The organism is Hymenobacter taeanensis (assembly GCF_013137895.1).
In the GTDB taxonomy this organism is placed as follows: domain Bacteria; phylum Bacteroidota; class Bacteroidia; order Cytophagales; family Hymenobacteraceae; genus Hymenobacter; species Hymenobacter taeanensis.
Genome location: NZ_CP053538.1, coordinates 2,760,971 through 2,783,688 on the forward strand (window position 1 = coordinate 2,760,971; position 22,718 = coordinate 2,783,688).

At 56.4% G+C, this 22,718-nt stretch carries 19 protein-coding genes; 12 read left to right on the forward strand and 7 right to left on the reverse strand.

Annotated features, from left to right (window positions below):
* Window positions 1-2 precede the first annotated feature (2 nt).
* Window positions 3-473 (reverse strand): hypothetical protein, encoded by a 471-nt coding sequence (locus HMJ29_RS11735; protein ID WP_171591669.1) that lies wholly within the window; start codon window positions 471-473, stop codon window positions 3-5.
* Window positions 474-559: 86 nt separating this feature from the next.
* Here HMJ29_RS11735 and HMJ29_RS11740 point away from each other — a divergent pair, with 86 nt between their 5' ends.
* Both HMJ29_RS11740 and dnaJ read left to right on the forward strand, forming a co-directional pair.
* A complete protein-coding gene (locus tag HMJ29_RS11740; protein ID WP_171591670.1) occupies window positions 560-1,144 on the forward strand; it encodes a nucleotide exchange factor GrpE in 585 nt (194 codons plus the stop codon).
* A 27-nt stretch (window positions 1,145-1,171) separates the two neighbouring features.
* Entirely contained in the window at window positions 1,172-2,311 is a 1,140-nt protein-coding gene (dnaJ, locus tag HMJ29_RS11745; protein WP_171591671.1) for a molecular chaperone DnaJ, read from the forward strand.
* A 321-nt stretch (window positions 2,312-2,632) separates the two neighbouring features.
* Here the strand turns inward: dnaJ and HMJ29_RS11750 are convergent, their stop codons facing one another.
* The 4 genes from HMJ29_RS11750 to HMJ29_RS11765 all read right to left on the reverse strand — a co-directional run bounded on the left by HMJ29_RS11750 (window position 2,633) and on the right by HMJ29_RS11765 (window position 8,812).
* A complete protein-coding gene (locus HMJ29_RS11750) occupies window positions 2,633-5,071 on the reverse strand; it encodes a TonB-dependent receptor (protein WP_171591672.1) in 2,439 nt (812 codons plus the stop codon).
* Window positions 5,072-5,090: 19 nt separating this feature from the next.
* The gene (locus HMJ29_RS11755) at window positions 5,091-6,458 is read right to left on the reverse strand and encodes an HTTM domain-containing protein (protein ID WP_171591673.1); all 1,368 of its coding nucleotides are present in this window, start codon (window positions 6,456-6,458) and stop codon (window positions 5,091-5,093) included.
* Window positions 6,458-7,570, reverse strand: a complete 1,113-nt coding sequence (locus tag HMJ29_RS11760; RefSeq protein WP_171591674.1) for an imelysin family protein — start codon at window positions 7,568-7,570, stop codon at window positions 6,458-6,460. Before HMJ29_RS11760 ends, HMJ29_RS11755 begins: the two co-directional genes overlap by 1 nt.
* Before the next feature lie 93 nt (window positions 7,571-7,663).
* Window positions 7,664-8,812, reverse strand: a complete 1,149-nt coding sequence (locus HMJ29_RS11765; protein ID WP_171591675.1) for a DUF4856 domain-containing protein — start codon at window positions 8,810-8,812, stop codon at window positions 7,664-7,666.
* Window positions 8,813-9,089: 277 nt separating this feature from the next.
* Here HMJ29_RS11765 and HMJ29_RS11770 point away from each other — a divergent pair, with 277 nt between their 5' ends.
* From HMJ29_RS11770 to HMJ29_RS11800, 7 genes are all read left to right on the forward strand, one after another.
* Window positions 9,090-9,593 carry an RNA polymerase sigma factor gene (locus HMJ29_RS11770; protein ID WP_216634051.1) on the forward strand — a complete coding sequence of 168 codons (504 nt, stop codon included), beginning with the start codon at window positions 9,090-9,092 and terminating at the stop codon, window positions 9,591-9,593.
* Window positions 9,593-10,240: a hypothetical protein gene (locus HMJ29_RS11775; RefSeq protein ID WP_171591676.1), complete on the forward strand. Its 648-nt coding sequence runs from the start codon at window positions 9,593-9,595 to the stop codon at window positions 10,238-10,240. The genes HMJ29_RS11770 and HMJ29_RS11775 overlap by 1 nt, the downstream gene beginning before the upstream one ends.
* An 84-nt stretch (window positions 10,241-10,324) precedes the next feature.
* A complete protein-coding gene (locus tag HMJ29_RS11780) occupies window positions 10,325-11,272 on the forward strand; it encodes an ABC transporter ATP-binding protein (RefSeq protein ID WP_171591677.1) in 948 nt (315 codons plus the stop codon).
* Window positions 11,273-11,341: 69 nt separating this feature from the next.
* Window positions 11,342-12,736: an ABC transporter permease gene (locus HMJ29_RS11785; RefSeq protein ID WP_171591678.1), complete on the forward strand. Its 1,395-nt coding sequence runs from the start codon at window positions 11,342-11,344 to the stop codon at window positions 12,734-12,736.
* 128 nt (window positions 12,737-12,864) lie between these two features.
* Window positions 12,865-13,743: a ChaN family lipoprotein gene (locus HMJ29_RS11790; protein WP_171591679.1), complete on the forward strand. Its 879-nt coding sequence runs from the start codon at window positions 12,865-12,867 to the stop codon at window positions 13,741-13,743.
* A gap of 192 nt (window positions 13,744-13,935) precedes the next feature.
* Entirely contained in the window at window positions 13,936-14,580 is a 645-nt protein-coding gene (locus HMJ29_RS11795; protein WP_171591680.1) for a hypothetical protein, read from the forward strand.
* 456 nt (window positions 14,581-15,036) lie between these two features.
* Window positions 15,037-16,500 carry a carbohydrate-binding protein gene (locus HMJ29_RS11800; RefSeq protein WP_171591681.1) on the forward strand — a complete coding sequence of 488 codons (1,464 nt, stop codon included), beginning with the start codon at window positions 15,037-15,039 and terminating at the stop codon, window positions 16,498-16,500.
* Between the two features lie 72 nt (window positions 16,501-16,572).
* Here HMJ29_RS11800 and glpK read toward each other — a convergent pair whose 3' ends face one another.
* The gene (gene glpK, locus HMJ29_RS11805) at window positions 16,573-18,102 is read right to left on the reverse strand and encodes a glycerol kinase GlpK (RefSeq protein ID WP_171591682.1); all 1,530 of its coding nucleotides are present in this window, start codon (window positions 18,100-18,102) and stop codon (window positions 16,573-16,575) included.
* Window positions 18,103-18,370: 268 nt separating this feature from the next.
* A complete protein-coding gene (locus tag HMJ29_RS11810) occupies window positions 18,371-19,993 on the reverse strand; it encodes a glycerol-3-phosphate dehydrogenase/oxidase (RefSeq protein WP_171591683.1) in 1,623 nt (540 codons plus the stop codon).
* A 127-nt stretch (window positions 19,994-20,120) separates the two neighbouring features.
* On the opposite strand from HMJ29_RS11810, the gene HMJ29_RS11815 reads away from it, so the two are divergent.
* The 3 genes from HMJ29_RS11815 (at window position 20,121) to HMJ29_RS11825 (ending at window position 22,639) form a co-directional block, all read left to right on the forward strand.
* Window positions 20,121-20,561: a GNAT family N-acetyltransferase gene (locus HMJ29_RS11815; RefSeq protein WP_171591684.1), complete on the forward strand. Its 441-nt coding sequence runs from the start codon at window positions 20,121-20,123 to the stop codon at window positions 20,559-20,561.
* A gap of 54 nt (window positions 20,562-20,615) precedes the next feature.
* Window positions 20,616-21,536 (forward strand): MBL fold metallo-hydrolase, encoded by a 921-nt coding sequence (locus HMJ29_RS11820; RefSeq protein ID WP_244679293.1) that lies wholly within the window; start codon window positions 20,616-20,618, stop codon window positions 21,534-21,536.
* 239 nt (window positions 21,537-21,775) lie between these two features.
* Window positions 21,776-22,639 carry an alpha/beta hydrolase gene (locus tag HMJ29_RS11825; RefSeq protein ID WP_171591686.1) on the forward strand — a complete coding sequence of 288 codons (864 nt, stop codon included), beginning with the start codon at window positions 21,776-21,778 and terminating at the stop codon, window positions 22,637-22,639.
* Window positions 22,640-22,718: the final 79 nt, after the last annotated feature.

Below are 22,718 nucleotides of genomic sequence, written 5' to 3' on the forward strand. Positions count from 1 at the left end.
CATTATCTGCTACTAGTAAGCTTCAAGCGTGACAAAACCTGATAGACAATTTCAGGCTCTATTTGTGCATGGTAATTAAAATGCAGATAGAGAGTATTGTCGGTAACATTCAGACTTGTGAGGCGAGAAGTTTGCCAGGAGAGAAGCTTAGTCTCTGACCATTGCTGCGCAACAACTGCCACTGGCCTACCAGACACTACCGACCAAGTTGCTTTGCCGCCGCCAATGGTAGCTAAGTAAGCTTGTGTAGGGATAAGCCGTAGTATTTCAGCTAGTGAAGTGTTGTCAGGAACTATAAAACGGCAAATATGCGGCGCGTTGTCATCATCGCCGTTGGCGACACTGTCACGCGTTAAGCAGATAGTCATGATGAAGCAGATAAGTTGTGTCGAAAATACGAGGGTGAAGCAATAGCCCGCCACCTCGTCTGAACTAAACACCAGCTGTTCGTAGTTCTCGTGCCAAATTGACACAGAAGAGGGCTTTGGCAGGTTCCTTGCGCCCTGTGCTGTCACCTATGTCCTCAAGATTCAACCCATTCCGACGATTTCAAGCGAAAATGGCTGACGATAAAACACCACAATCAGAAGAAACTCAATTCGATCAAGCAGCTGACCACGTAACTGGTGAGCTGCCTCAGGAGCCTAATGCCCCCGAAATAGGGGAAGTAGAAGCCTCAGACGATACCGCTCAGGCTGCTAGCTCTGGCGTTGATGCCGAGTTGAGTGCCCTGAAGGACAAATACTTGCGCCTGGCCGCTGAGTTTGAGAACTATAAGCGCCGCACCACCAAGGAGCGCGCTGACTTGTTCAAGACGGCTAACCAGGAGCTAATGGTGGCTTTACTGCCCGTGCTCGATGACTTTGACCGGGCCCGCCATCACACCAAAGACACCGACGATGCCAGCGCCGTGCGCGAGAGCATTGATATCATTTCTAATAAGCTCCAGAAAACCCTAAGCCAGAAGGGCCTTGTTCCGATGGAAGCTAAAGGGGGCGCATTCGATCCGGAGCTGCATGAAGCCATTACTCAGATTCCGGCCCCATCGGATGAGCTGAAGGGCAAGATTGTAGACGAGATTGAAAAGGGCTACTACCTCGGCGACAAGGTAATCCGCCACGCAAAGGTGGTATTGGGCCAATAACAGTAAACGACGCGCATTTCTATTGCCATGGCAACGAAGCGAGATTATTATGAGGTGCTGGGCGTAGCCAAAAACGCGTCGGGTGATGAGATTAAGAAGGCCTACCGTAAGGTGGCCATCAAGTTTCACCCCGATAAAAACCCCGACGACCCCACGGCCGAAGACAAGTTCAAGGAGGCCGCTGAGGCCTACGAGGTATTGTCGGACCAGAACAAGCGCGCCCGGTATGACCAGTACGGCCATCAGGGCATGGGCGGCAACGGTGGTGGCCCGAACATGGAGGACATCTTCTCCCAGTTCGGTGACATCTTCGGGGGCGGCGGCTTCGAGGGCTTCTTCGGCGGCGGTGGTCGTGGCCAGGGTGGCCGGCGTGTGCGCAAAGGGTCTAACCTACGCATCAAGCTAAAGCTTGATTTGGAGGAGGTAGCCAACGGCGTCGAGAAAAAGATTAAGGTGAAGCGCTACGTGGCCTGCAACACCTGCTCGGGCACAGGCGCTAAAAACGGCACTGACCTGCGCGACTGTGGCACCTGCCACGGCCAAGGCCAGGTAAAGCGCGTGGTGAACACCATGCTAGGCCAGATGGTGAGCACCGCTACGTGCCCCACTTGTAACGGCGAAGGCAAAGTAGTAACCAGCAAGTGCGTCGTTTGCCACGGCGAGGGCCGCCAGCTCCACGAAGAGGTTATCCCGATCAATATTCCGGCTGGGGTAGCAGAAGGCATGCAGCTTTCTATGAACGGCAAAGGCAACTACCCCGAGCGTGGTGGTGTGGCCGGTGACTTGCTCATTCAGATTGAGGAGGAGCCACACGAGTTGCTCAAGCGTGATGGCAACAACATCATGTTCGAGCAGTACATCTCGTTTGTGGACGCGGCCTTGGGTGCCAGCATTGAGGTGCCGACCATTGAGGGCAAAGTAAAGATCAAGGTTGACCCGGGTACCCAGCCCGGCAAGATCCTGCGCCTGCGCGGCAAGGGTATCAAGGACATTAATGGGTACGGCCGCGGCGACCAGCTCATTCATCTCAGCGTTTGGACGCCCAAGAGCGTAACGGGTGAAGAGCGGGAGCTGCTGGAGAAGCTGCGCAACGCCCAGAACTTTACTCCGAACCCCGGCAAGAACGAGAAAGGCTTCTTCGAGAAAGTGAAGGAGTACTTCCAGTAATCAAGGATATAGACGAATTCGTCGGATTTTCCGGATTCCGTTTACAGCAAAAAGCCCGCTTTCCTGAAGAGGAAGGCGGGCTCTTTGTTTCCGGGAAGTGGGTTGTAACGTGACAATCTGTGTTGCGATGAGCAGCAAAACAAATTATTACGACTTGACACACTACCACCTGCTAGCTATACACATAGCAGAGAGGATAAGTCAAGTCATAAAACCATTGTGGTCTTATGACCCCTAGGCCACTTCTGAAAGGTAGCCTAGAGCTTACTGTATCAAGGAGTGTAGAGCTGCCGCGTTGAGAGTAGTTCCAACGCGTTCAGGCTACCACTTGACAGCCGCTGTCAGGAAGAAGCTGCGCGGATCGGAGGGTAGTATGCCGGGACCAGGGTAACCAGTGGCGCGGCGGGTGAAGTAGATGGTGTTGCTCAGGTTGTTGACGCTAGCTTCCAGTTTCAGCCAGCGCCGCTCCCATAAAAGGGAAGCATCCCAAATGTGATAAGCCGGAATTAGGCCTACCACGGCGGAATTGGCATCGGGCAGGCGGTCTTGGGGGCTGTTAGGAGCATTAGTGGCCTCCGAAAACTGGTCCGATAGGTAGGTGAATTGAACGGAGGCCTTGAAGGGACCGAAACCGCCCTGCATGCCCGCCTTTAGATTTACGCTAGGCACAAACTCCACCTGCTTGCCTACTACCTGCTTATTCTGGCTGGCTGTATAGCGGCTGCGAATCAGGGCCACGTTGCCAAACGTTGACCAGCGCCAACGGTCTGACCCAGTGGCAAGGTTAAGGCGTTGCAGCATATCCACCTCCGCGTAAGACTCCACGCCTAGAATTAGGGCTCGGCCAATGTTGCCGCGGAAGCGGAGGATACGGTCGTTTGCGTCGAAGGTCTGCACTTCCCCAATGCGATTATTATAGCGCAGGGCAAACAGGCTCAGGTCGTAAGTCAGCCACTGTTCCTGCTCGCCACGGAGACCTAGGTCGGCGGAGTAGCCACGCTCGTCGCGTAAGTTAGGGTCAATTACCAGTGAGTTGTTGGCAAGCTGCATGTCGCTGAAGGTAATGGAGCGGTAATTCTGCGAAATGTTGGCGTAGAACTCACGCTGTTCCACCGGCTTAAAGCTGGCACCCAGCCCTCCAATCACAAACCCACGGGGGCTGGTGCGCTGCTCCCGGTAGGTATTGCTGGCAATGATGTTGTTGGCCAGGTCGCGCTCCACGCTGCCATAGCTGCCTTCAGCGCGAGTCCGGATGTACTCGTAGCGTAGGCCAGGGGTGAGAGAAAACTTCTCGCCGAAGTAAAAGATGTTTTCGGCAAAAAGCGCCGCGTTGTAGTTAGGAAAGCGATAGTCGGAGTAAGACGACTGGCTGCTCAGGCCCTCCGAAGGGTCAACGAAGCGGAAATCAGCTTTGCGGCCCGCCGGCCCAAAGCCCTGCACGTTATGGCTGTAGCCACGGTATAGGCGCGTGCCTACCAGCAGCACTCCGCTCTTGCTGTCGCCGAGGCCGTACCGATTTAGGTAGCGGGCCTCGAGACCTACGTTACGGAACTGACCCGAAATCAGGTCGCGCAGCTGCGTATCGTCGTCGGCGCGCTCCACGAAGTTAGGCCGGTAGCCCAGTGACTTACGCGAAGCTACCAGGGCGAAGGTGGTCAGGTTAATATTTGCGCGTGGATTGAGTTTCCAATCGGCCGACAGGTTAAACAGGTTCCAGTCAACATCAAACCAGTTGCGGGCCCGGTTCGACTGCCGCGCATCGCGCGCAAACTGCCGGTCGCTGAGGCCCCCTGGCTGCTGAGCCAGGTAATCCATGTGAGTAAACTGGCCCCCAAGCTTCAAGTTCTCCGTTAGCTGGTAGCGCACATCGGCATAGGCTGTTTTGCTGTCGAAGTGGGAGTTGAGACGCCACCCGTCGCCACGCTTGTACTGGGCGAAGCCGTAGTAGCTGAGCTTCTTTACCGTGCCGCTCACACTATTGAAAGAATTAAAGAAGCCGTAGGAGCCCACCGACTGGCGCGATACTACGCTTACGGTCTTGTCAGGCTCGGGCTGACGTAGCTCAAAGTTGAGCAAGCCACCGAACTGGGTGCCGTACTGCAGCGAGGCTGCCCCACGCACCAGCTGAATACGCTTGATGGCCTCCGTGGGCGGGGTGTAGTAGCTTTCAGGGTAGCCTAGCGCATCGGCAGAAATGTCGTAGCCGTTCTGCCGGACGTTGAAGTTGGCTGTGCGGTTGGGGTCTAGGCCTCGTCCGCCAATGCTCAGCTGCAGCCCGCCCTGGTCGCTTTCCCAGATGTTTAGCCCCGCTACTCGCGAGTAAACCTGCCGGGCATTGTTGGTAGCTAGGTTGGCCACTAGGTTGTCGGGGATGATGACCTCCGACTTTTTAGCCGCGAAGATGGCGGTGCCTTCCACTTCGCGCAAGCGCGTTTGCCCGAACTTGGTCTGTTGGGCGGCCACTACCACCTCCCGGAGCTGACGCTCTCGGCGGGTTAGCTCAAAATCAACCTCGCCGCCCTCGGCAGACACTTTTACCTCAGTGCGTAGCGGCTCGTGGCCGATAGAGGAAAGTTGAAGCTGCAAGCGGCCGGGAGCCAAGCGGTTCAGGGTAAACACGCCGGCGCTGTCGGTGCGGGCAATTTGGCGAGAGCCACGCACATATACCTCGCAGCCGCTAACGGGCTGGCCCTTACCCGCCTCACGTACGCGCCCCTGCAGGCTAACCTGCTGGGCTACTACGGCGGTACCTGTGAGCATACTAGCGACTAGCGCCGCGCTATAAACCGGTAATTTCATCGTCGAAGGGTAAAATCCAGGGCTTGGCCCGCAGGTCATCGTGGATGCGGGCCAAGTTCACGGAAGGGTCAATGAACGCCTTGCCCAGTCGCCCGTTCAGGCTGACGTAGGCATCGGCGTACACTTGGGGAGCATACACACCTTGGCGTGCATAATAGTCGCGCAGGTAGTGAGCAAACTGCACAATCATGTCAGGCTGGGTGCTCATCATTTTTTCCTGCAGCACGCTCAGGTGTTCGTAATTGTTAACCAGCAAAGCCCGCTTAGTTTGGCTGTCGACCACCCTAAACTGCACCTGGCCCATCTTTTCCATCAGCATCACCCGCCAGGAAAAACGGTAGCCTTCCTCCGTCCAGAACAGCTCATGAGGATACAGCAGGTAGCGGAACGGCAACAGCAACTGAACCAGGAAAAAGACGCCCAGTGCGCCGAGTAACAACTGCCGCTGCACAGGGTTGTAATGCAAGGGAACCACCGGCCGCTGAGGAGCGGAGTCACGGCGCAGCAGCCCCTGTAGGCGTTTCAGTACCCGCTCGTGCCACTCAGCTGGGAAGAAAATCAGCGCCGCCACCATCATCACGTATGGGAACATGCCAATGGGAAACAGGATGGCCGTCAGCACATGGAACACCACTACGGTAACATAGGCCAGGGGCCGGGTGCGGCGGTTAAGCAGGAAGTACGGTATTGTCAGGTCATAGAGGGCGCCGAACCAGCTGAAAGCGTAAGCCACCCACAACTGGCCTAGCAAAGGCCCAATCAGGGGTAAATCATTCTTGGCCGGTAGCCAGATGCGTAGTGGCATAGCGTGCACCAGCCAGTCGGAGTTAAGTTTAGCTAGGCCAGCGTAGCAGTACACTATGCCCATGAGCAAGCGCAGAGCATCAACGGTCCAGCGCGGCACCTCGTTACGCCAGCGTTGCGGGTGCCGGTGGGCGTCGAAGGAGAAATAGCGTCCGGCTGGCAGCATGATGAGTAGCAACGCTACCAGACTCACGAAGTAGTAGTGGTTCAGGTAGGTGCTCTTGTCCATGAGTTCGATGTACGTGAAGCTCAGGAACAGCCCAATGCTGGCAGTGCGGTACCAGTAGCCCACGGCTACCAGCAGCGCACATAACCCACACACTACAAACAGGCCATACGTGTACATGCCCAGCGGCCGCACCCACTCAAAGCCATAGTAGCTGAAGAAAAACTTCGGGCGCAGATACAACTCCGCAATCCACCCTTTCGCCCAAAAACGCACTACGCTGGCCAGTACCAGCAGCCCGAAAGCCAACCGGAACGTAGCCAGCGGAGCCACTGGGGTAAGTGAAGAGAAGTAGCGCTGCAGGGAGCTACTAAGCATTAGTCGCCGTCGTTATCGACATATGTAACCGTAATGCCCAGCGCTGAGGTCATATCAACCTTGATCATGCGCACGGCCTTTTGCATCTCGTTGTAGGAAGCTACAGCGTCAGTATTGCGTGCGGTTAGGGTGGTGTACAGATCGGGGCCGAGGGAGCTGAGCCGCTGGTATGACACGCCAAACTGGGTGCTAATGAAGCTGCTCAGGGATTGTCCCGTGCGGCTATCCTTGGCGCCTACGGCATCAAGGTAGCTCTTGAGAGAAGGCTGGCCAGCGCGGCCATTGAAGAACTGCTGCACCGCGGTATGCGCCGTGGTAGCCAATTGTAAAGGCAGTGCACCGCTCAGGTAGTACGCTTCCATCTTTTCGGGGTTGGGCGTGCCACTCATTGTGCCGGCCGGAATGCCCACTTTGCCAGCGCGCAGGTACCGCTCGAAGTATTGCGAGTAAGCATTAATAACCCGCGAGAGGGAAGAGCTAGCGTCGGTGCCGGTGTTGTTAATGAACGTCTCGCGGTAGGAGCCGTTCCACTGGGTGTATACCGTACCAAAGGTTTGCTCCATCTTGGCTACTACATCTGTCAGGTACCGGCGATGATTCGCCGAGGTGGCGTACTGCTGCGCAATGGCCGCGTCGTTGGCGGCAATGCCGTTAAGCAGGTAGTCAAGCGCTGGAAAACCCTGCTGGGGAATAGCCGTTGCCAACTCAAAGTTGTACGTGCCGCGCGTGATGTTGCTGTTAATGCCAGCTGCGTCGGCGGGGTAGATGTTGAAGTGATTGCGCAGGCTTACCTGCTCAGCGGGGCCAAACTCGTAAAGCTCCACTTTTTGCCATTCCACATAGGCAGCCTGCCATGCTTGGCGAGCGGCCACTAGCGTGGCCGCAGTAGGGGCGGCAGTAAAGGCTGATGTTTTGGCTTTCAGTGTCACCAGCTTGTCGTTGAGGCGCTGGTAACCTGGCTTCACCAAGCTATCGGCCCACTGCGTGAGCAGCGCTTTACGATCAACAGAGGCGTCTGGGCTGGGCTGGTCGCCGCCCGAGTCTTTACCGCAGCTGATAATACCAAGCGCAGCAAACACGAGGGCCAGCGCAAATAATACAGACTTTTTCATCGGAAGAGGGGCACGGCGAAGGCCAACGGGAAAAGCAGCGTCGGCTGTCTCACCCGTTGGCCTAATGCCACTTGCACAAATAGGTTGAAATTACTAGATGTTGAACTTGGCTTTGATGGCGTTGATGGCCACGTCAGCTTGGGCATTGGTCAGGCTCCAAGCACCCTGAGCGCCGCTCGTCAGGCCGTTGAGGATGTTGTCGGAGAAGGCTGCATCAGCACCGTACTTGCTGCAGAAGCGTAGCGAGTAGATGAAACCGATACCCTCGCCCAGAGCGTGTGCCTTCACATCAAGCGCAGAAGCAGCTTTCCAGTTCGTCAGGTACGATACGGCCGCCAAGGCAATGGTTTTTTCCAGCTCGGTGCGGATAATGCCAGCCTGGGTTTTCACGCCGGCCGCATCGTTATTGACGATGGATGCACGGCCCTTCAGGAAGGCCAGGTACACGCCGGGAGAGGCCGGACCATTCTTCTCATTCAGGTAGCCAGCCAAGAAACGCTCCCGAGGAGTGGCGTTGATGTCGGTGGTCATGATGGCGTTGCTGGTGAGGTAGCCGTAGGCCAGGTCCCAGTTGTGCTCCAGCTCAGAGTAAGTTTTGCCGTCTACCACCTTGCTGTTATTGGCTGATAGTGCGTTGTCAGTCAGCAGCACGTTGTCGATTTGGTCGAGCAACAAAGCGCCAAGAAGAGCTTTTTGAATGATCTGGTTAACCTCGAATCCGTTGGCATCAACCAGGTAACGACCCAGGCGACCAGCGTTGCCGGGCGTAGCAACGTTGTTTACTGACTGGCTGGCGGTGGCCAGCTGGGCTAGCTTGGTATCAATATAAGTGCGGACGGTTTCTGCGTTGTTCGCTGGGAACGAAGCCGCTGTGGTGTTGCGGAGTTGCAGGCCCGAAGAGTTTAGGCCAGCACCCGTGAAGTAGCCACCAGTGTTGGCATAATATCCGCGCAGCTTAACTACATCCAGCGTTTGGGGAGTAGCCGGAGCGGCTACAGCCACCAGTGACATGTACGAGTTCAGCTCCGAGAACATATCCAGCCGCTGGTTAGCAGTGGTCAGATCTACCGTTGACTGCCCGTTGGCATCCTTAAACGATTCGGTGTACTTAGATGAGCTAGTTAATGTGCTAGCATCCAGCTTAGTCCGCAAAGCTGGTGCTGACTCACTATCGTTTTTATCGCAGGAAGAAAAGCCAAAAGCCAGCGCAACTAGTGCCAGCGAAGCGTACTTGAATGTCATAAATACAACAGTAGGTAGGTGGACAGTAGCACAAAGATAAAACCTTATTTGGAATCATTGTAAATAGACTGGCTGTTATTTAGAATTTTTCTGAACAGTGTTAAGAAACGTAGCCTAGGCCTCTTGTTGAAGCAGGCTGATACACAGAGGAACTTCGTCCCAGCAAGTGTTCCTATAGCTAAGCAGCAAGGCTCCAAAATAATTTTGCGTTGAAGTGTAATGCCTGACCTAGCGCGCCGACTCATGTAGTGTACATTGCTTCCCTTGTCTCCTCGCTGTGCCAACCCCCCTTTCTGCCGAGCCGTTTGTGGCCTATGTGAATGCCCACCAGCCGATGCTGCACCGCATCTGCCGGATGTACTGCGCCGATGCCGACGACCGCCAAGACTTATACCAGGAGATTGTGCTGCAGCTCTGGCGGGCGTATCCGCAGTATGAGGCGAGGGCGAAGTTCAGCACCTGGCTCTACCGCATTGCCCTGAACGTAGCCATCTCCGACCTGCGCCAGCGTAGCCGTAAACCAGTGGCCGAGCGCTTCGGCGACACGGTGCCGGACGTGGCTCCGCCGCCCGATGCGGGCCCCGATGCGGAAGACCTAGGCCAGTTATACCGCGCCATTGAGCGGCTTTCGGATGTGGAAAAGGCCTTCGTGCTGCTGTATCTGGAGGAGCGCACTTACGAGGAAATGGCCGACATCCTGGGCATCACCCAAAACCATGTGCGCGTGAAAATGCACCGCGTGCAAGACAAGCTTCGCCACCTACTAACTCAACCAGCCTAATGGAACTCGATGATTTTCGCCGCCGCTGGCAGGAGCAGCCATCTGGCCCGGCACCTACTCCCGAAACCACTGAACAAAATTTACGCGCTATGTTAGCCCAACGCACCACCGGTCCTATTGCCCAGCTAAAGCAAAATGTTCAGCGGGACATGAAGCTTAGCATTCCTATTCTGTTGCTGAATCTTTTCAACCTCCTCAACATCCTCAACCGGAAGTCTCTCACCACCGAATCGCGCCTCATGTTTGTGGGGCTGGTGGCGGCGCTGCTGGTGATGCTGGCGGCGTCTATGTACCGGCGCCTGCAGCTGGTGCGGCAAATGGAAGGCGGTAGCGCCGACCTCTACAACCAACTGAAAACGACTTCCCAGAAGCTGCGTCAGGTGTTGCGAACAAGCTGGATGATGGGCATTGGAGTGCTGCTAGTGGTATGCGGGATGTTTTTGTACAAGACGCACGCAGAAATGCTAGCTTACTTGAGCCCCGGAGCCGAGCACTGGGGCCGGAACGTTACGGTGTTCATTTTGGGCTGCACCGGGTTTGCGGCTGTAGTAACGGCGCTGTTTGTTGTGGGCAAGGCCAAGCAGCAGCGCCGCTACGGCCGCTACCTCGACCAACTGGAAGGAGCCCTGCGTGAGTTAGAGGCTTAAAGCAGCCCGTTGGTTGAAATCCATCCTACAAGACATAGTAAAAATTCTACATTCGCTGCAGATCAACCATTACCCTTCTTCGCCGTGCAATCAATTCTACAAGCTATCGACGTGCACAAGGCTTACGCAGCCCACGTTGCTCTTAATGGCGTGAGCCTGGATATTCCGGAAGGCAGCATTTTTGGGCTGCTAGGCCCAAACGGCGCCGGCAAAACCTCTCTCATCCGCATCATCACGCAAATTACGGGCGCCGACTCCGGCGAAATCCGGTTCCGAGGTGAACGGCTGAACCCCAGCCACATTGCCCAGATTGGGTATTTGCCCGAGGAGCGAGGCCTCTACAAGAAAATGAAAGTGGGCGAGCAGCTGCTCTACCTGGCCCGTCTGCGGGGGCTGAGCCGCGCCGATGCTACCCAGCGCATTAAAGGGTGGCTGGAGCGTTTCGATATTAAAGCCTGGGCCGAGAAGAACGTAGAAGATCTGAGCAAAGGCATGCAGCAGAAGGTGCAGTTTGTGGCTACCGTGCTGCACGAGCCCAGCCTGATTATTCTGGACGAGCCCTTCTCCGGCTTCGACCCCATCAACGCCAACCTCATCAAGGACGAAATCCTGAACCTTCGCGACAAGGGGGCCACCATCATTTTCTCTACGCACCGCATGGAGTCGGTGGAGGAGATGTGCGACAACATTGCCCTGATTAATCGCAGCCGCAAGGTGCTTGATGGGCCCGTGGGCGCCATTAAGGATCAGTTTAAAACCCACACCTATGAGGTAGAGGGCCAGGGCCGCCTGATGGTAATGCACCCCGATTTTGAGGTGCTGGAACACAAAGAGCGCGAAAACGGCCATTTCTACGACCGTATTCAGTTGCACGCCGGCACCACGCCTAACGATTTGCTACGCTACCTCATCAGTCAGGTGGAGGTGCATGCGTTTCGCGAGCAGATTCCGAGCATCAACGAGATTTTCATTCGCCGTGTGCGCGAAACGATGCCGGAAACCCTGGTGGAGGAGCTGGAAACCAGCCGCTAGTGGCCTAAGCCAGTAGTCGCTCCACTTTCTGCTCACGGCATATTCCTGACTTCTATTCTCTCTACTACTATGGACTCTAAATTCTGGCTTGTTGCTCAACGCGAATATCTTACCCGGGTACGCAAGCGTAGCTTTCTGATTTTAACCCTGCTCGTGCCATTGCTGATTGCGGGCTTCGGTTTCTTCGTGGCTAAAATTGCCATGTCAGACAACGACACCGTGGATGTGGTGCGCGTGCTTGATGCCAGCGGGCAAGGCGTAGGTAGCCGCCTTACTTCCATTAAACAACTCCAGTTTGTACCCGTGCAGGGCAACCTGGAAGATGCCAAAAAGACCTACCTCAAGTCTGATGATGCCGGGCTGCTGTACCTGCCCGCGGGCCTCTCGCCCCAAAATACCGGGGGCGTACAGCTATTTGCTAAAGGCAACGTAAGCCTGAAAAAGCAAGCCGCGGTAGAGTCGGCCCTTAACAAGACCTTTTCCGATCTGAAGATGCAGCAGTCGGGCCTCTCACAGGAGAAGCTGGATCAGCTCAAGTCGAACGTAGATGTTACCAGCATCAACCTGGATGAAAGCGGGAAGGAGAAGAACAGCAACGCGCTGGCTACCTCGGGTATCTCATACGCGCTGGCTCTGCTGATTTACATGTTCATCTTTATTTACGGCGTGCAGATTATGCGCGGGGTAGGTGAGGAGAAATCGAGCCGGATTATGGAGGTGATGCTGTCGTCGGTGAAGCCGTTTCAGCTGATGATGGGCAAAATCATTGGTATTGCCGCCGTAGGCCTCACGCAGTTTTTACTGTGGGGCATACTTTCCTGGGGTGCCTCCACCATTGTGGGTACTTACGTGCTGGATAAAATGTCGACCAAGAAAACGGAGGTTGCTGCCGCTGGTGCTACCACCACCGAAGATGGTCGCACGGTGGCGGCTGGCTCATCGGCGGGAGCGGGAGCTACTATGGCACCCGGGCAAGCGCCCGATGCGGCCACGGCCATAGGCAACCGGTTCAGCGTATTTAAGGTGCTGGGGGAGCTGCCCATTGGCACCATTCTCTTTGGCTTCGTGATTTACTTCCTGGGGGGGTACCTGCTTTACGGGGCGCTGTTTGGCGCCATTGGGGCCGCCGTAGACGACCAGACCGATACCCAGCAATTCATGTTCCCGATTACGCTGCCCCTGATTCTGAGCTACATCATTGGCGTGAGCGTTATTCTGCGCAACCCCGATGGGCCCGTGGCTTTCTGGATGTCGATGATACCATTTACCTCGCCCATTGCCATGGTTATCCGGCTGCCATTTGGGGTACCCATGTGGCAGCTGGCTCTCTCTATTGTGCTGCTGATAATTGGGTTTATTGGCACGGTATGGGTAGCCGCCCGCATTTACCGCGTGGGCATCCTGATGTATGGTAAGAAGGTAACTTACGGAGAGCTCTCTAAGTGGATGTTCTACAAAGGCTAGGCCACTTCAGGTGTAGCTTATAGCTGAACGTACCAAGCCCTGGTAGCTGTTATACTGCAGCTGCCAGGGCTTTGTGCTTACTTGCGTTGGCAGTTTTGTAGTACCCATTGGCTTTGCCTTGTTTCCCGATGACCAGAAAATTCCTGTTGCTTCCGCTGCTCCTGCTGCTGCTTAGCTTCACCATGAAGGACGATAAACCCGCTTACCGCCTGTTTACGGCGGCTGGTAAACCAGTAACCTACGATAAGATGCTGAAGGAGCTGGCCGCCGCCGACGTGGTGTTCTTTGGCGAGCAGCACAACGACCCCATTGCCCACTGGCTGGAGCTGCAGCTCACGAAAGACTTGCTGCGCCTGAAGCAGGGGCAGGTGGTGCTGGGCCTGGAGATGTTTGAGCGCGATGTGCAGCCGCTTGTAGACCAATACACCACTGGTGAGCTAACCGACAAGGAGTTTGAGGAGCAGAGCCGCCCCTGGCCCAACTACGCTACCGACTATAAGCCCCTGCTGCAGCTAGCCAAGCAGCAGAAGTTTCGGGTGGTGGGTACCAACGTGCCGCGCCGCTACGCCTCACAAGTGGCTAAGGGCAGCCTAACCGTACTAAACGATTTGCCCACGGAGGAAAAGGTCTGGCTGATGCCGCTGCCGCTTACCGTTGACTATGAGCTGCCCGGCTACCAGAACATGGCCAAGATGTTTGGAGGCGATGCGGCTCACGCCGCGGGTGTGCAAAACATCATCCAGGCCCAGGCGCTTAAAGATGCCACCATGGCCCACTTCCTGGCCCAGGCCCGCCCGGAAGGGCACCTCCTGCTGCACCTCAACGGCAGCTACCACTCTGATAACCACGACGGCATACTGGCCTACCTGCGGCAGCAAACCCCCAAGCTCCGCGTGCTCACTATCAGTACGGTGCTGCAGGAGCAGCTGGGCAAGCTGGAACAGGAAAATGAGCAAAAGGCTGATTTTGTGCTGGCAGTACCCCAGGACATGACCCGCACGTATTAAGTGGGCACTTGCTGGCAGCGTGAGCAGAACGCATAATCGGAATTAGCCTCCAGGCCACTACCCGGAGGTATTTCTTTCCCCACGCTGACAGCAACTCTTTTTTCAAGGAACTGCCTCGAACAGCCTGATCTGCTACTGTACCTAAACTACTGGCCTAGGCGTAAAAAGTGCCTACCATCAACCATGATCAACATGCTTTCGACGCAGAATTACACTGACCTTCCGGATAGCGAGAACCTGCAACGTATTTGCAAGGCAGTAGCCGCTCTGGATGCTATTGTTTCGCCAGAGCCTGAGTTCCGCTACTACACCTACAACCCCGCCTGGGATGAGCAGGAAGCTGTATTTGAAATGAATGATGGCGAAGGCGACCAAATGCTGGTGCTTTTCCGAGCCGGTGGGTGCGTGATTAATGGGTACGGCGAAGGCCTTGATGAGCCAGCGAAGGAGGCCGTAACGCGCGGGCTGCCGGCCATGTATCAGGAGTTCATCTTTGGGGAGCCCGTAAATTCCATTGGTACCACCTTCTGCCTCTGGACCACCGAACAGGGGGAATGGCAAACCGGCGAGCTGACCACCGACGAAGATGGCTCCGAGGATATGCTGGGCATTTTCGATGGCGACCCACACACCTACGTAGACTGGGCCCAGGAGTATTACGAGCCTGAAACCCTGCCTGAATCGGGCATCTCCGCAGAGGCCGTGCGGCGGGTGTACGCAGGCGAAACCCTCACCCGGGAACTCGTGCTGGCAATAACCAAGCACGTACCCAACTGGGAGCAGCTAAGCCAGGACCTGACCGATCTTCAGTACCCCTTTAACTTTAAGCAACAATAACTCAGCTAGACTACCTGTGAACCGGGTGGCAATAGTAAAATAACAGCAAGCCATAATTTTTTGTAGTGTTTTTTAACTGATGCTTTGCCTGGGTTGATGGGCTGGCGGGTGGGCCTTACTGCCATATTAGGCTTTGGGCCGTGTGTGCACTAAGTGTATTGCGGGAACTGTAAAAAGCCATTTGTGAGCTTCAGGGCGTGTTTTAGTGCTGGACTTAAGGATGCAAAGTGCGTATGTTAGGGTATTCTAACCCGCCTTTCGTCTGCCTATCGTCTGAACTCTACCTCTGCTGCCCCGCTGTATTCAAGTAAGATGAGGTACCTCATCCGGGAGTAGTTGTAGTTTGGATTACTGAAGCGAAAAGCGGCTGCCCTAAAAGGCGGCCGTTGTAGTTTCTGCCCGTGCCTATTGCCTTGCTCCGCTCCAGTTCTTTCCACCAATACCCACCAAAACACCATGAAAAAGTTCTTACTAACTACCCTGGGCGCAGCTGCCTTAGCACTGCTAAGCCATGGCAAGGCCGAAGCCCAAACCTACCAGCAGGTCTGGGCCGATGAGTTTACCAACGGCATCAGCTCCAGCTGGGTGTTTGAAACCGGCGGCGGCGGCTGGGGCAACAACGAGAAGCAGTATTACCAGCGCGCCAACGCTACCGTGGCCAATGGCATTCTGCAGATTACGGCCAAGAAGGAGAACGTAGGCGGCATGCCCTACACCTCCTCGCGCATGAAAACGCAGGGCCTCAAGGAGTTCAAATACGGCAAAATTGAAGCTCGCATGAAGCTTCCGTTGGGCCAGGGCCTGTGGCCAGCCTTCTGGATGCTGGGCTCCAACATCAACACAGTTAGCTGGCCCGCCTGCGGGGAAATTGACGTGATGGAGCACATCAACGCCGAGAACAAGGTGTATGGTACTGTGCACTGGGACAGCAACGGGCACGCGGAGTACGGCGGCAACATTATCACCACGCCCCAGGATTACCACGTGTACTCCATTGAGTGGACTGCCAGTGCCATTAAGTGGTTTGTTGATGGCACCAAGTATCACGAAATCAACATCACCAACGGTACCGGCAGCACCGAGGAATTTCAGCGCCCCTTTTTCCTGCTCCTAAACCTGGCCGTAGCCGGCAACTGGCCTGGCCAGACGGTAGACGAAAGCAAGCTGCCCGCCACCATGTACGTTGACTATGTGCGGGTGTACCAGCTGACCTCAACTACCACGCCGCCGCCTACTACCTCATCTGTCACTATTCAGGCCGAGGCCTACAGCTCCATGAACGGCGTGCAAACTGAAACCACTACCGATACAGGTGGCGGCCAGAATGTGGCCTACATTGACGCCGGCGACTGGATGGCGTACAGCAACGTTAATTTCCCCACGTCGGGCGCCTACAACATTGAGTACCGTGTGGCCAGCCCCAGCGGTGGCACCTTATCATCAGACCTGAATGCGGGCTCTATTCAGCTTGGCAACACTACCATTCCGGCTACCGGCGGCTGGCAGAACTGGACCACGGTTTCCAAGACGGTAAACGTAAATGCTGGTACCTACAACTTCGGCGTATTTGCTCAAACCGGCGGCTGGAACATCAACTGGATCCGGATTACGAAGGCCACCTCTACCGCACTAACAGCCACGCAAGCATCGTCGGCCGTGGGTGCCGACGGTACTGCCAGTTCACGAGCGGCTGGTCTGCAGATCTATCCGAACCCGGTGGAAAACGGCAGCCTGCGCATTCAAACCGACGCGAACCTGATGGGCAGCCAGTACAAAATTGTTGATGGCGTTGGAAGAACCGTGAGCAGCGGACAGTTACAGGCGGAAAGCATTGATGTATCGGCCCTCAAAAAAGGTGTGTATCAACTAACCCTCACTACGGCCGACAACCAGAATTTCACGCAACGGTTCATCAAATAGCGCTTTCTAGGCCTATACCTCAGAGCTGCTTGGTGGGCACTGTCAATGAATGTTGGCAGTGCCCACTTGTGTTTAGTTAGGCCGGGGGGGCTCGGCAGCGCTACCCTGTGGGGCGTGCGACCATACCCGCAAGGCCTGCACCGCGTGGTGCCAGTTCTCGATGCTTTCCCGAATGCCTGGCTGGGAAGCGTTCGGGCTGAACAAGGTATCGGACTGGCCTAGGGCTTGAAGCTCTTCGAGGTTTTGCCAGTAGCCCACGGCCAGGCCCGCCAGGTAAGCGGCACCCAAGGCCGTGGTTTCGGTGATGCGCGGCCGGATAACTTTCGTGTCGAGGACATCGGCCTGAAACTGCATGAGCAGTTTGTTTGCCGCCGCGCCCCCATCAACGCGCAGCTCCGCGATGGGCAGGCCAGAGTCGACTTTCATGGCCTCCAGCACGTCCATGGTTTGAAAGGCAATGGACTCTAGGGCCGCCCGCGCAATATGGGCCGCCGTGGTGGCGCGGCTCATCCCGAAAATGGCAGCTCGGGCGTACGGGTCCCAGTAGGGGGCGCCCAGGCCGGCAAAGGCCGGCACGAAGCACACGCCCCCAGTACTGTTAACCTGCTTGGCCAGCTGCTCTACCTCCGCCGAGGTTTTAATGATACCGAGGTTGTCGCGCAGCCATTGCACCACGGCTCCCGCCATAAAAATACTGCCCTCCAGGGCATACTCTACCTGGCCGTTGCGTTGCCAGGCTACCGTGGTGAGCAGGTTGTTGCTCGATGCTTTCGGCTCCGGTCCCGTATTCATCAGCATGAAGCAGCCGGTGCCGTAAGTGTTTTTCACCATGCCGGGGCTAGTGCACAGCTGCCCAAACAAGGCCGCCTGTTGGTCACCGGCAATGCCCGCAATGGGGATTTTGGAGGCGAAGACGGTGGTTTTGGTTTCGCCATACACCTCACTCGACTGCCGTACCTCGGGCAGCATGCTCCTGGGAATGTCAAACAGGCCCAGCAGCTCCTCGTCCCACTGCAGGGTGTGGATGTTGAAGAGCATGGTGCGGGAGGCATTGGTGACGTCTGTGACGTGCAGCTCGCCCTGGGTGAAGTTCCAGATAAGCCAGCTATCCACGGTGCCAAACGCCAGCTCCCCGGCCGCGGCCTTTCTGCGGGCTCCGCGCACGTTGTCCAGTATCCACTTCACCTTGCTGGCTGAGAAGTATGCATCGAGCAGGAGGCCAGTCTTGTTGCGGATCAGGTCTTCGCGGCCTTCGGCACGCAGCTGGTCGCAGTACTCGGCGGTGCGGCGGTCTTGCCACACAATGGCGTTGTAGATGGGTTTGCCGGTTTTACGGTTCCAGACTACCACCGTCTCGCGTTGGTTGGTGATACCAATGGCGGCAATGCTCTTCCCGTTCTGGCCCGCCTTCACTGTCGCTTCCGCCGCCACGCCCGCCTGCGTCGACCAGATTTCCAACGGATCATGCTCCACCCAACCCGGCCGGGGAAATATCTGGGTGAACTCCTTCTGCGCCTGCGCCACAATGCGACCTCTCTTATCAAACAGAATAGCCCGGGAGCTGGTCGTGCCTTGGTCGAGCGCAAGGATGTACTGCGGCATGGGAAGTAGGGTAGAGGTGAGGTAGGGATGGGAAATAGATAATTATTGAAATGAAAACCAGCTTCTATCAAATAATGAAAAGACTGTCATGCTGAGCGGAGCCAAAGTATCACGTATGCTGACGTCGCCTTACTAGCTGTCATGCTGAGCGGAGCCGAAGCATCTCTACCGCTTCGTTGAGCCGTCGTTAGGCCAGTTGAGGTAGTCAGAGGTAGAGATGCTTCGGCTCCGCTCAGCATGAGGGTCCACTGTACTCGTTCTAGGCCACTCAAACGACTGCATTTTCTAACGTTGTTGGTTTCTCCTTTAGCACGTAATGCTGTGCTACCCTCGTAAAACCAGCTACTTGCTGCTCCTGCCACTGTTGGTCTTTACCGAGTTCCTGAGCCAACAGGGCGGCTACTGTTGGGGCTATGCGCAGGGCGGCGCGAGCATCCAGGAACAGCACCCGGACGCGCCGGGCCAACACGTCTTCCACGGTGCGAGCCATTTCGTGGCGGGCAGCCCACACTACCTCGGCTTGCAGGAATTCTAGTGCTTCATCCAGCTTCTGGCCTAGCTCGGGCCGCTCGGTTATGAGCTGCTGAAGGGCCGGTAGGTCGGAGCCGTACACGTAGAGGTGGCTGCTGCGGTCGGAAGTAGGCTGAGCGCCGTGGATGGAGAGGTAAGCGGTTTGACTGGGAGCGAGGGGGAGCTTACCGAGGGCAATGGCTTTGTCGACCGTATCCTGGGCCATGCGGCGGTAAGTTGTCCATTTGCCGCCCGTGATGGTGATGAGGCCGCCCGGTGAGACGAGGATTTTGTGGCTGCGCGAAATCTCCTTGGTCTTCTCGGAGCCGTCTTGCGGAGCAGCCAGGGGCCGCAAACCCGCAAAGATGCTCAGCGCATCGCTGCGCTGGGGGGCGCGGGTGAGGTACTGGGCGGCAGTGCGCAGAATGAAGTCGATTTCCTCTTCCAGGGCCTGGGGCTCCAGGCTGTGCTCCTGGAGTGGGGTATCGGTAGTGCCCAGCACCACGCGGCCGTGCCAGGGCACTGCAAACAGCACGCGACCATCTTCGGTCTTGGGAATCATCAGGGCATCATCGCCGGGCAGAAACGACTTCTCCACCACAATGTGCACGCCCTGGCTGGGCCGCACCAGCTTGCGGGCACCGGGCTGGTCCATCTGCAGAATATCATCTACGAAAACGCCGGTGGCATTCACCACGACTTTCGCTCGCAGTTCGTACGTGGTGCCGGTTTCTTCGTCGGTAGCCGACACGCCTGCCACCTGGCCTAGCGCATCTTTCAGCAGCCCGTGCACCCCGAAGTGATTGAGCAACACGGCGCCCTGCTCAATGGCCGTTTGCGCCAGGTTGATGGCCAGGCGGGCATCATCAAACTGCCCATCGTGGTAGAGCACGCCGCCCCGCAGACCCTGCGGCTTGATGTTACTCAGGCGCTGCAGGGTTTCGTCTTTGCTAAGGTGCACCGAGGCGCCCAGGCTTAGCTCGCCGGCCAGCAGATCATACATCTTCAGGCCCATAGTGTAGAATGGGCCGCCCCACCAGTCGTAGTTCGGAATGATAAAATCTTGGTTTTTGACGAGGTGCGGCGCGTTTTTCAGCAGGAGGCCACGCTCGTAAAGAGCCTCGCGCACCAGGCCTACGTCGCCTTGCGCGAGGTAACGGACGCCGCCGTGTACCAGCTTGGTGCTGCGGCTGCTGGTGCCCTTGGCGTAGTCGGCCTGCTCCAGCAGCAGCGTTTTATAGCCCCGGCTGGCGCCATCGAGGGCAATGCCTAGGCCAGTTGCGCCGCCGCCAATCACGAGCAAATCCCAGAGCGGGTGCTGGGTAAGCTGTTGTAGAAGGTGTTCGCGCTGGAAAAGTAGTTCGGGTGGGGTTTGCTGCATAGGGAGGTAGTAAACCTAGCTCAACGGCTCTGCTCACTATCCTACATCAACGGATTGTCGCGGAAATAGATAATTTCAGCCATACTCGGCGGCTGGTAAGCCACAAAAAACCTTGAAGCGCGCTCCTATGCTATTCCGCGAGGCCCAAGTGGCAGATATTCCGCAGCTCAGCGTAGTAAGGCTGTCGGTGCTGGAAAACCGATTGTCTAACCCGGCCCTGGTCACAACCCAGGACTACGTCGACTACCTCACCCAGCGCGGCAAAGGCTGGGCGTGCGAGGAAAACGGGGGCATTGTGGGGTTTGGCATTGCGGATAGGCTAGGCCACAGCATCTGGGCGCTTTTTGTGCAGCCGGAGTTTGCCGGGCTTGGCATCGGCAAGCAGCTGCATGAGTTGATGTTAAACTGGTATTTCGCCCAAACCTCCGGAACCGTGTGGCTTAGCACAGCGCGCGGTACTCGCGCTGAAGAGTTCTACCGTCGTCAAGGCTGGCAGGATACGGGCCTCACCAAGAGCGGTGAGGTGCGCTTTGAAATGACAGTGGGGGAGTGGAACCAGAAGGCGTAAATAATGAATGCTGACAAAAGAACCTTACAAAAGGTGATAGGGAGTTGGCTTGTAGTGAGCATATTGATTACCCTGCCGGCTGTAGCTCAGCCGAGCTTCACGGTAGTTCCGCTAGGTGTAAAAGGTGGCCTACAGGAAAACAACCTCTCGGCCTATCTGGTGGCTCCAGCTGGCTCCGCTTCCTACATCTGCCTGGATGCCGGTACCGTGTACAGCGGCGTAGAGAAAGCCATCAGCAACAAGGTGTTCTCCGTGCCAGCTGGTGAGGTAGTACGCAACCAGATTAAGGCCTACCTTATTTCTCACGCCCACCTCGACCACGTCGCCGGAATGCTGATTGGTGCTCCCGATGATTCACCTAAGAGCATCTATGGCCTTCAGAGCTGCCTAACCACCATCCAAAACAACTACTTCAACTGGCAAGCCTGGCCGAACTTCGGTGATGGCGGCAACCCACCAGCCCTAAAGAAATACCAGTTGCGGGCGCTGGTACCCCAGCAGGAAACAGCCATTGCAAACACTGCGCTTCAGGTGCAGGCGTTTCCGCTCAGCCACGGCAAGCCCTACCAAAGCGCCGCGTTTCTGGTGCGCCACGGCAGTAGCTACCTGCTCTACCTCGGCGACACGGGCGCCGATGCCGTGGAGCAAAGCCAGAACCTGCGCACCGTATGGCAGGCCGTGCAGCCGCTCATCAAGGCTCACCAGCTCAAGGCTATCTTCATCGAAGCTTCCTACCCCAATACGCAGCCGGAGAAGCAGCTATTCGGCCACCTTACACCGGCGCTGTTGATGCAGGAAATGGACGCGCTAGGCCAGTTAACCGGCCCGGCCGCTTTGCGCGGACTGCCCGTCATCATCACCCACCTCAAGCCTTCGCCCGGCAACGAGGCTCTCATCAAAAAGCAGCTCACCGAAGCCAACAAGCTCCAACTGAAACTGGTGTTCCCGGAACAGGGAAGGCGGTTGGAGTTTTGAGGTGGCTCATGAACCGTTGGATCTAGAAGAAACAATGGAACGTCATGCTGAGCTTGTCGAAGCATCTCTACCGCTTCGTTGCTAGAAGCCGAGGCCAGTTGATTAGTCAGAGGTAGAGATGCTTCGGCAAGCTCTGCATGACAGATGGTTTGGCAACATCAGCACGCGAAGTATCTCTGCAAGCTCGACATGACCGGTTCGTTTGACTTTCAGATGTATTTCTCTAGTAGCTTAGCTGCATGCTTCTACCCAACTTCTCTAAAGTAGCGCTGAGCTACGGCCTGCTGCTCCTGCTAATTCTGGCCACTCCTGCCGCAAATGCACAAAGCCCGGCGCCAAAGCGTGAACCGTTTGTGCTAGGCCACATCGACCGTATCAAATCGGTGCAGCTGAACGAGGACCGGGTACTGAACATCTACCTGCCCGACGGGTACGACGCCGACCCCAAGGTAAAGTACCCCGTGATTTACCTGCTGGATGGCTCCGCCGACGAAGACTTCATCCACATCGTAGGGCTGGTGCAGTACCTGACGTTTCCCTGGATTGATGCGCTGCCCAAGTCCATTGTGGTGGGCATTGCAACGGTGGATAGACGGCGCGACTTTACCTTTCCCACTCACAATGCCAAGGACCTGAAGGACTACCCGACCACGGGTAAGTCAGCCGCGTTTATGCGGTTTCTGGAGAAGGACCTGCAGCCATATGTAGAGAAAACGTACCGCACCAATGGGCAGAAAACGCTCATAGGTCAGTCGTTGGGTGGATTGTTTGCCATGGAGGTGCTGCTGAAAAAGCCCACGTTGTTTAACACCTACATCATCGCCAGCCCCAGCCTGTGGTGGGATGATGAGTCGTTGGTAGCGCAGGCTCCCACGTTGCTGAAACAGACCTCCTCGGCTACTCCCGCCAACGTATTTGTCGCCCTCGGCAACGAAGGCCCCGAGATGAAGAAAGCTACGGAGTCGATGGTTTCACTGCTACGCGCCACTCCGGCCCGGGTAGGGCGCATTGAATACGTGCCGTTCCCCGAAGAAACGCATGCCACTATCCTGCACCGGGCGGTGTACAAAGGGTTTGAGACGCTGTATAAGAAGCAGAAATAATTGGGGAAGCGCGTTGGGTAACACACTACCACAAGCGGGCAACACTGGCCTAGCAGGCTTGGAAAGCGGCAACGTATCT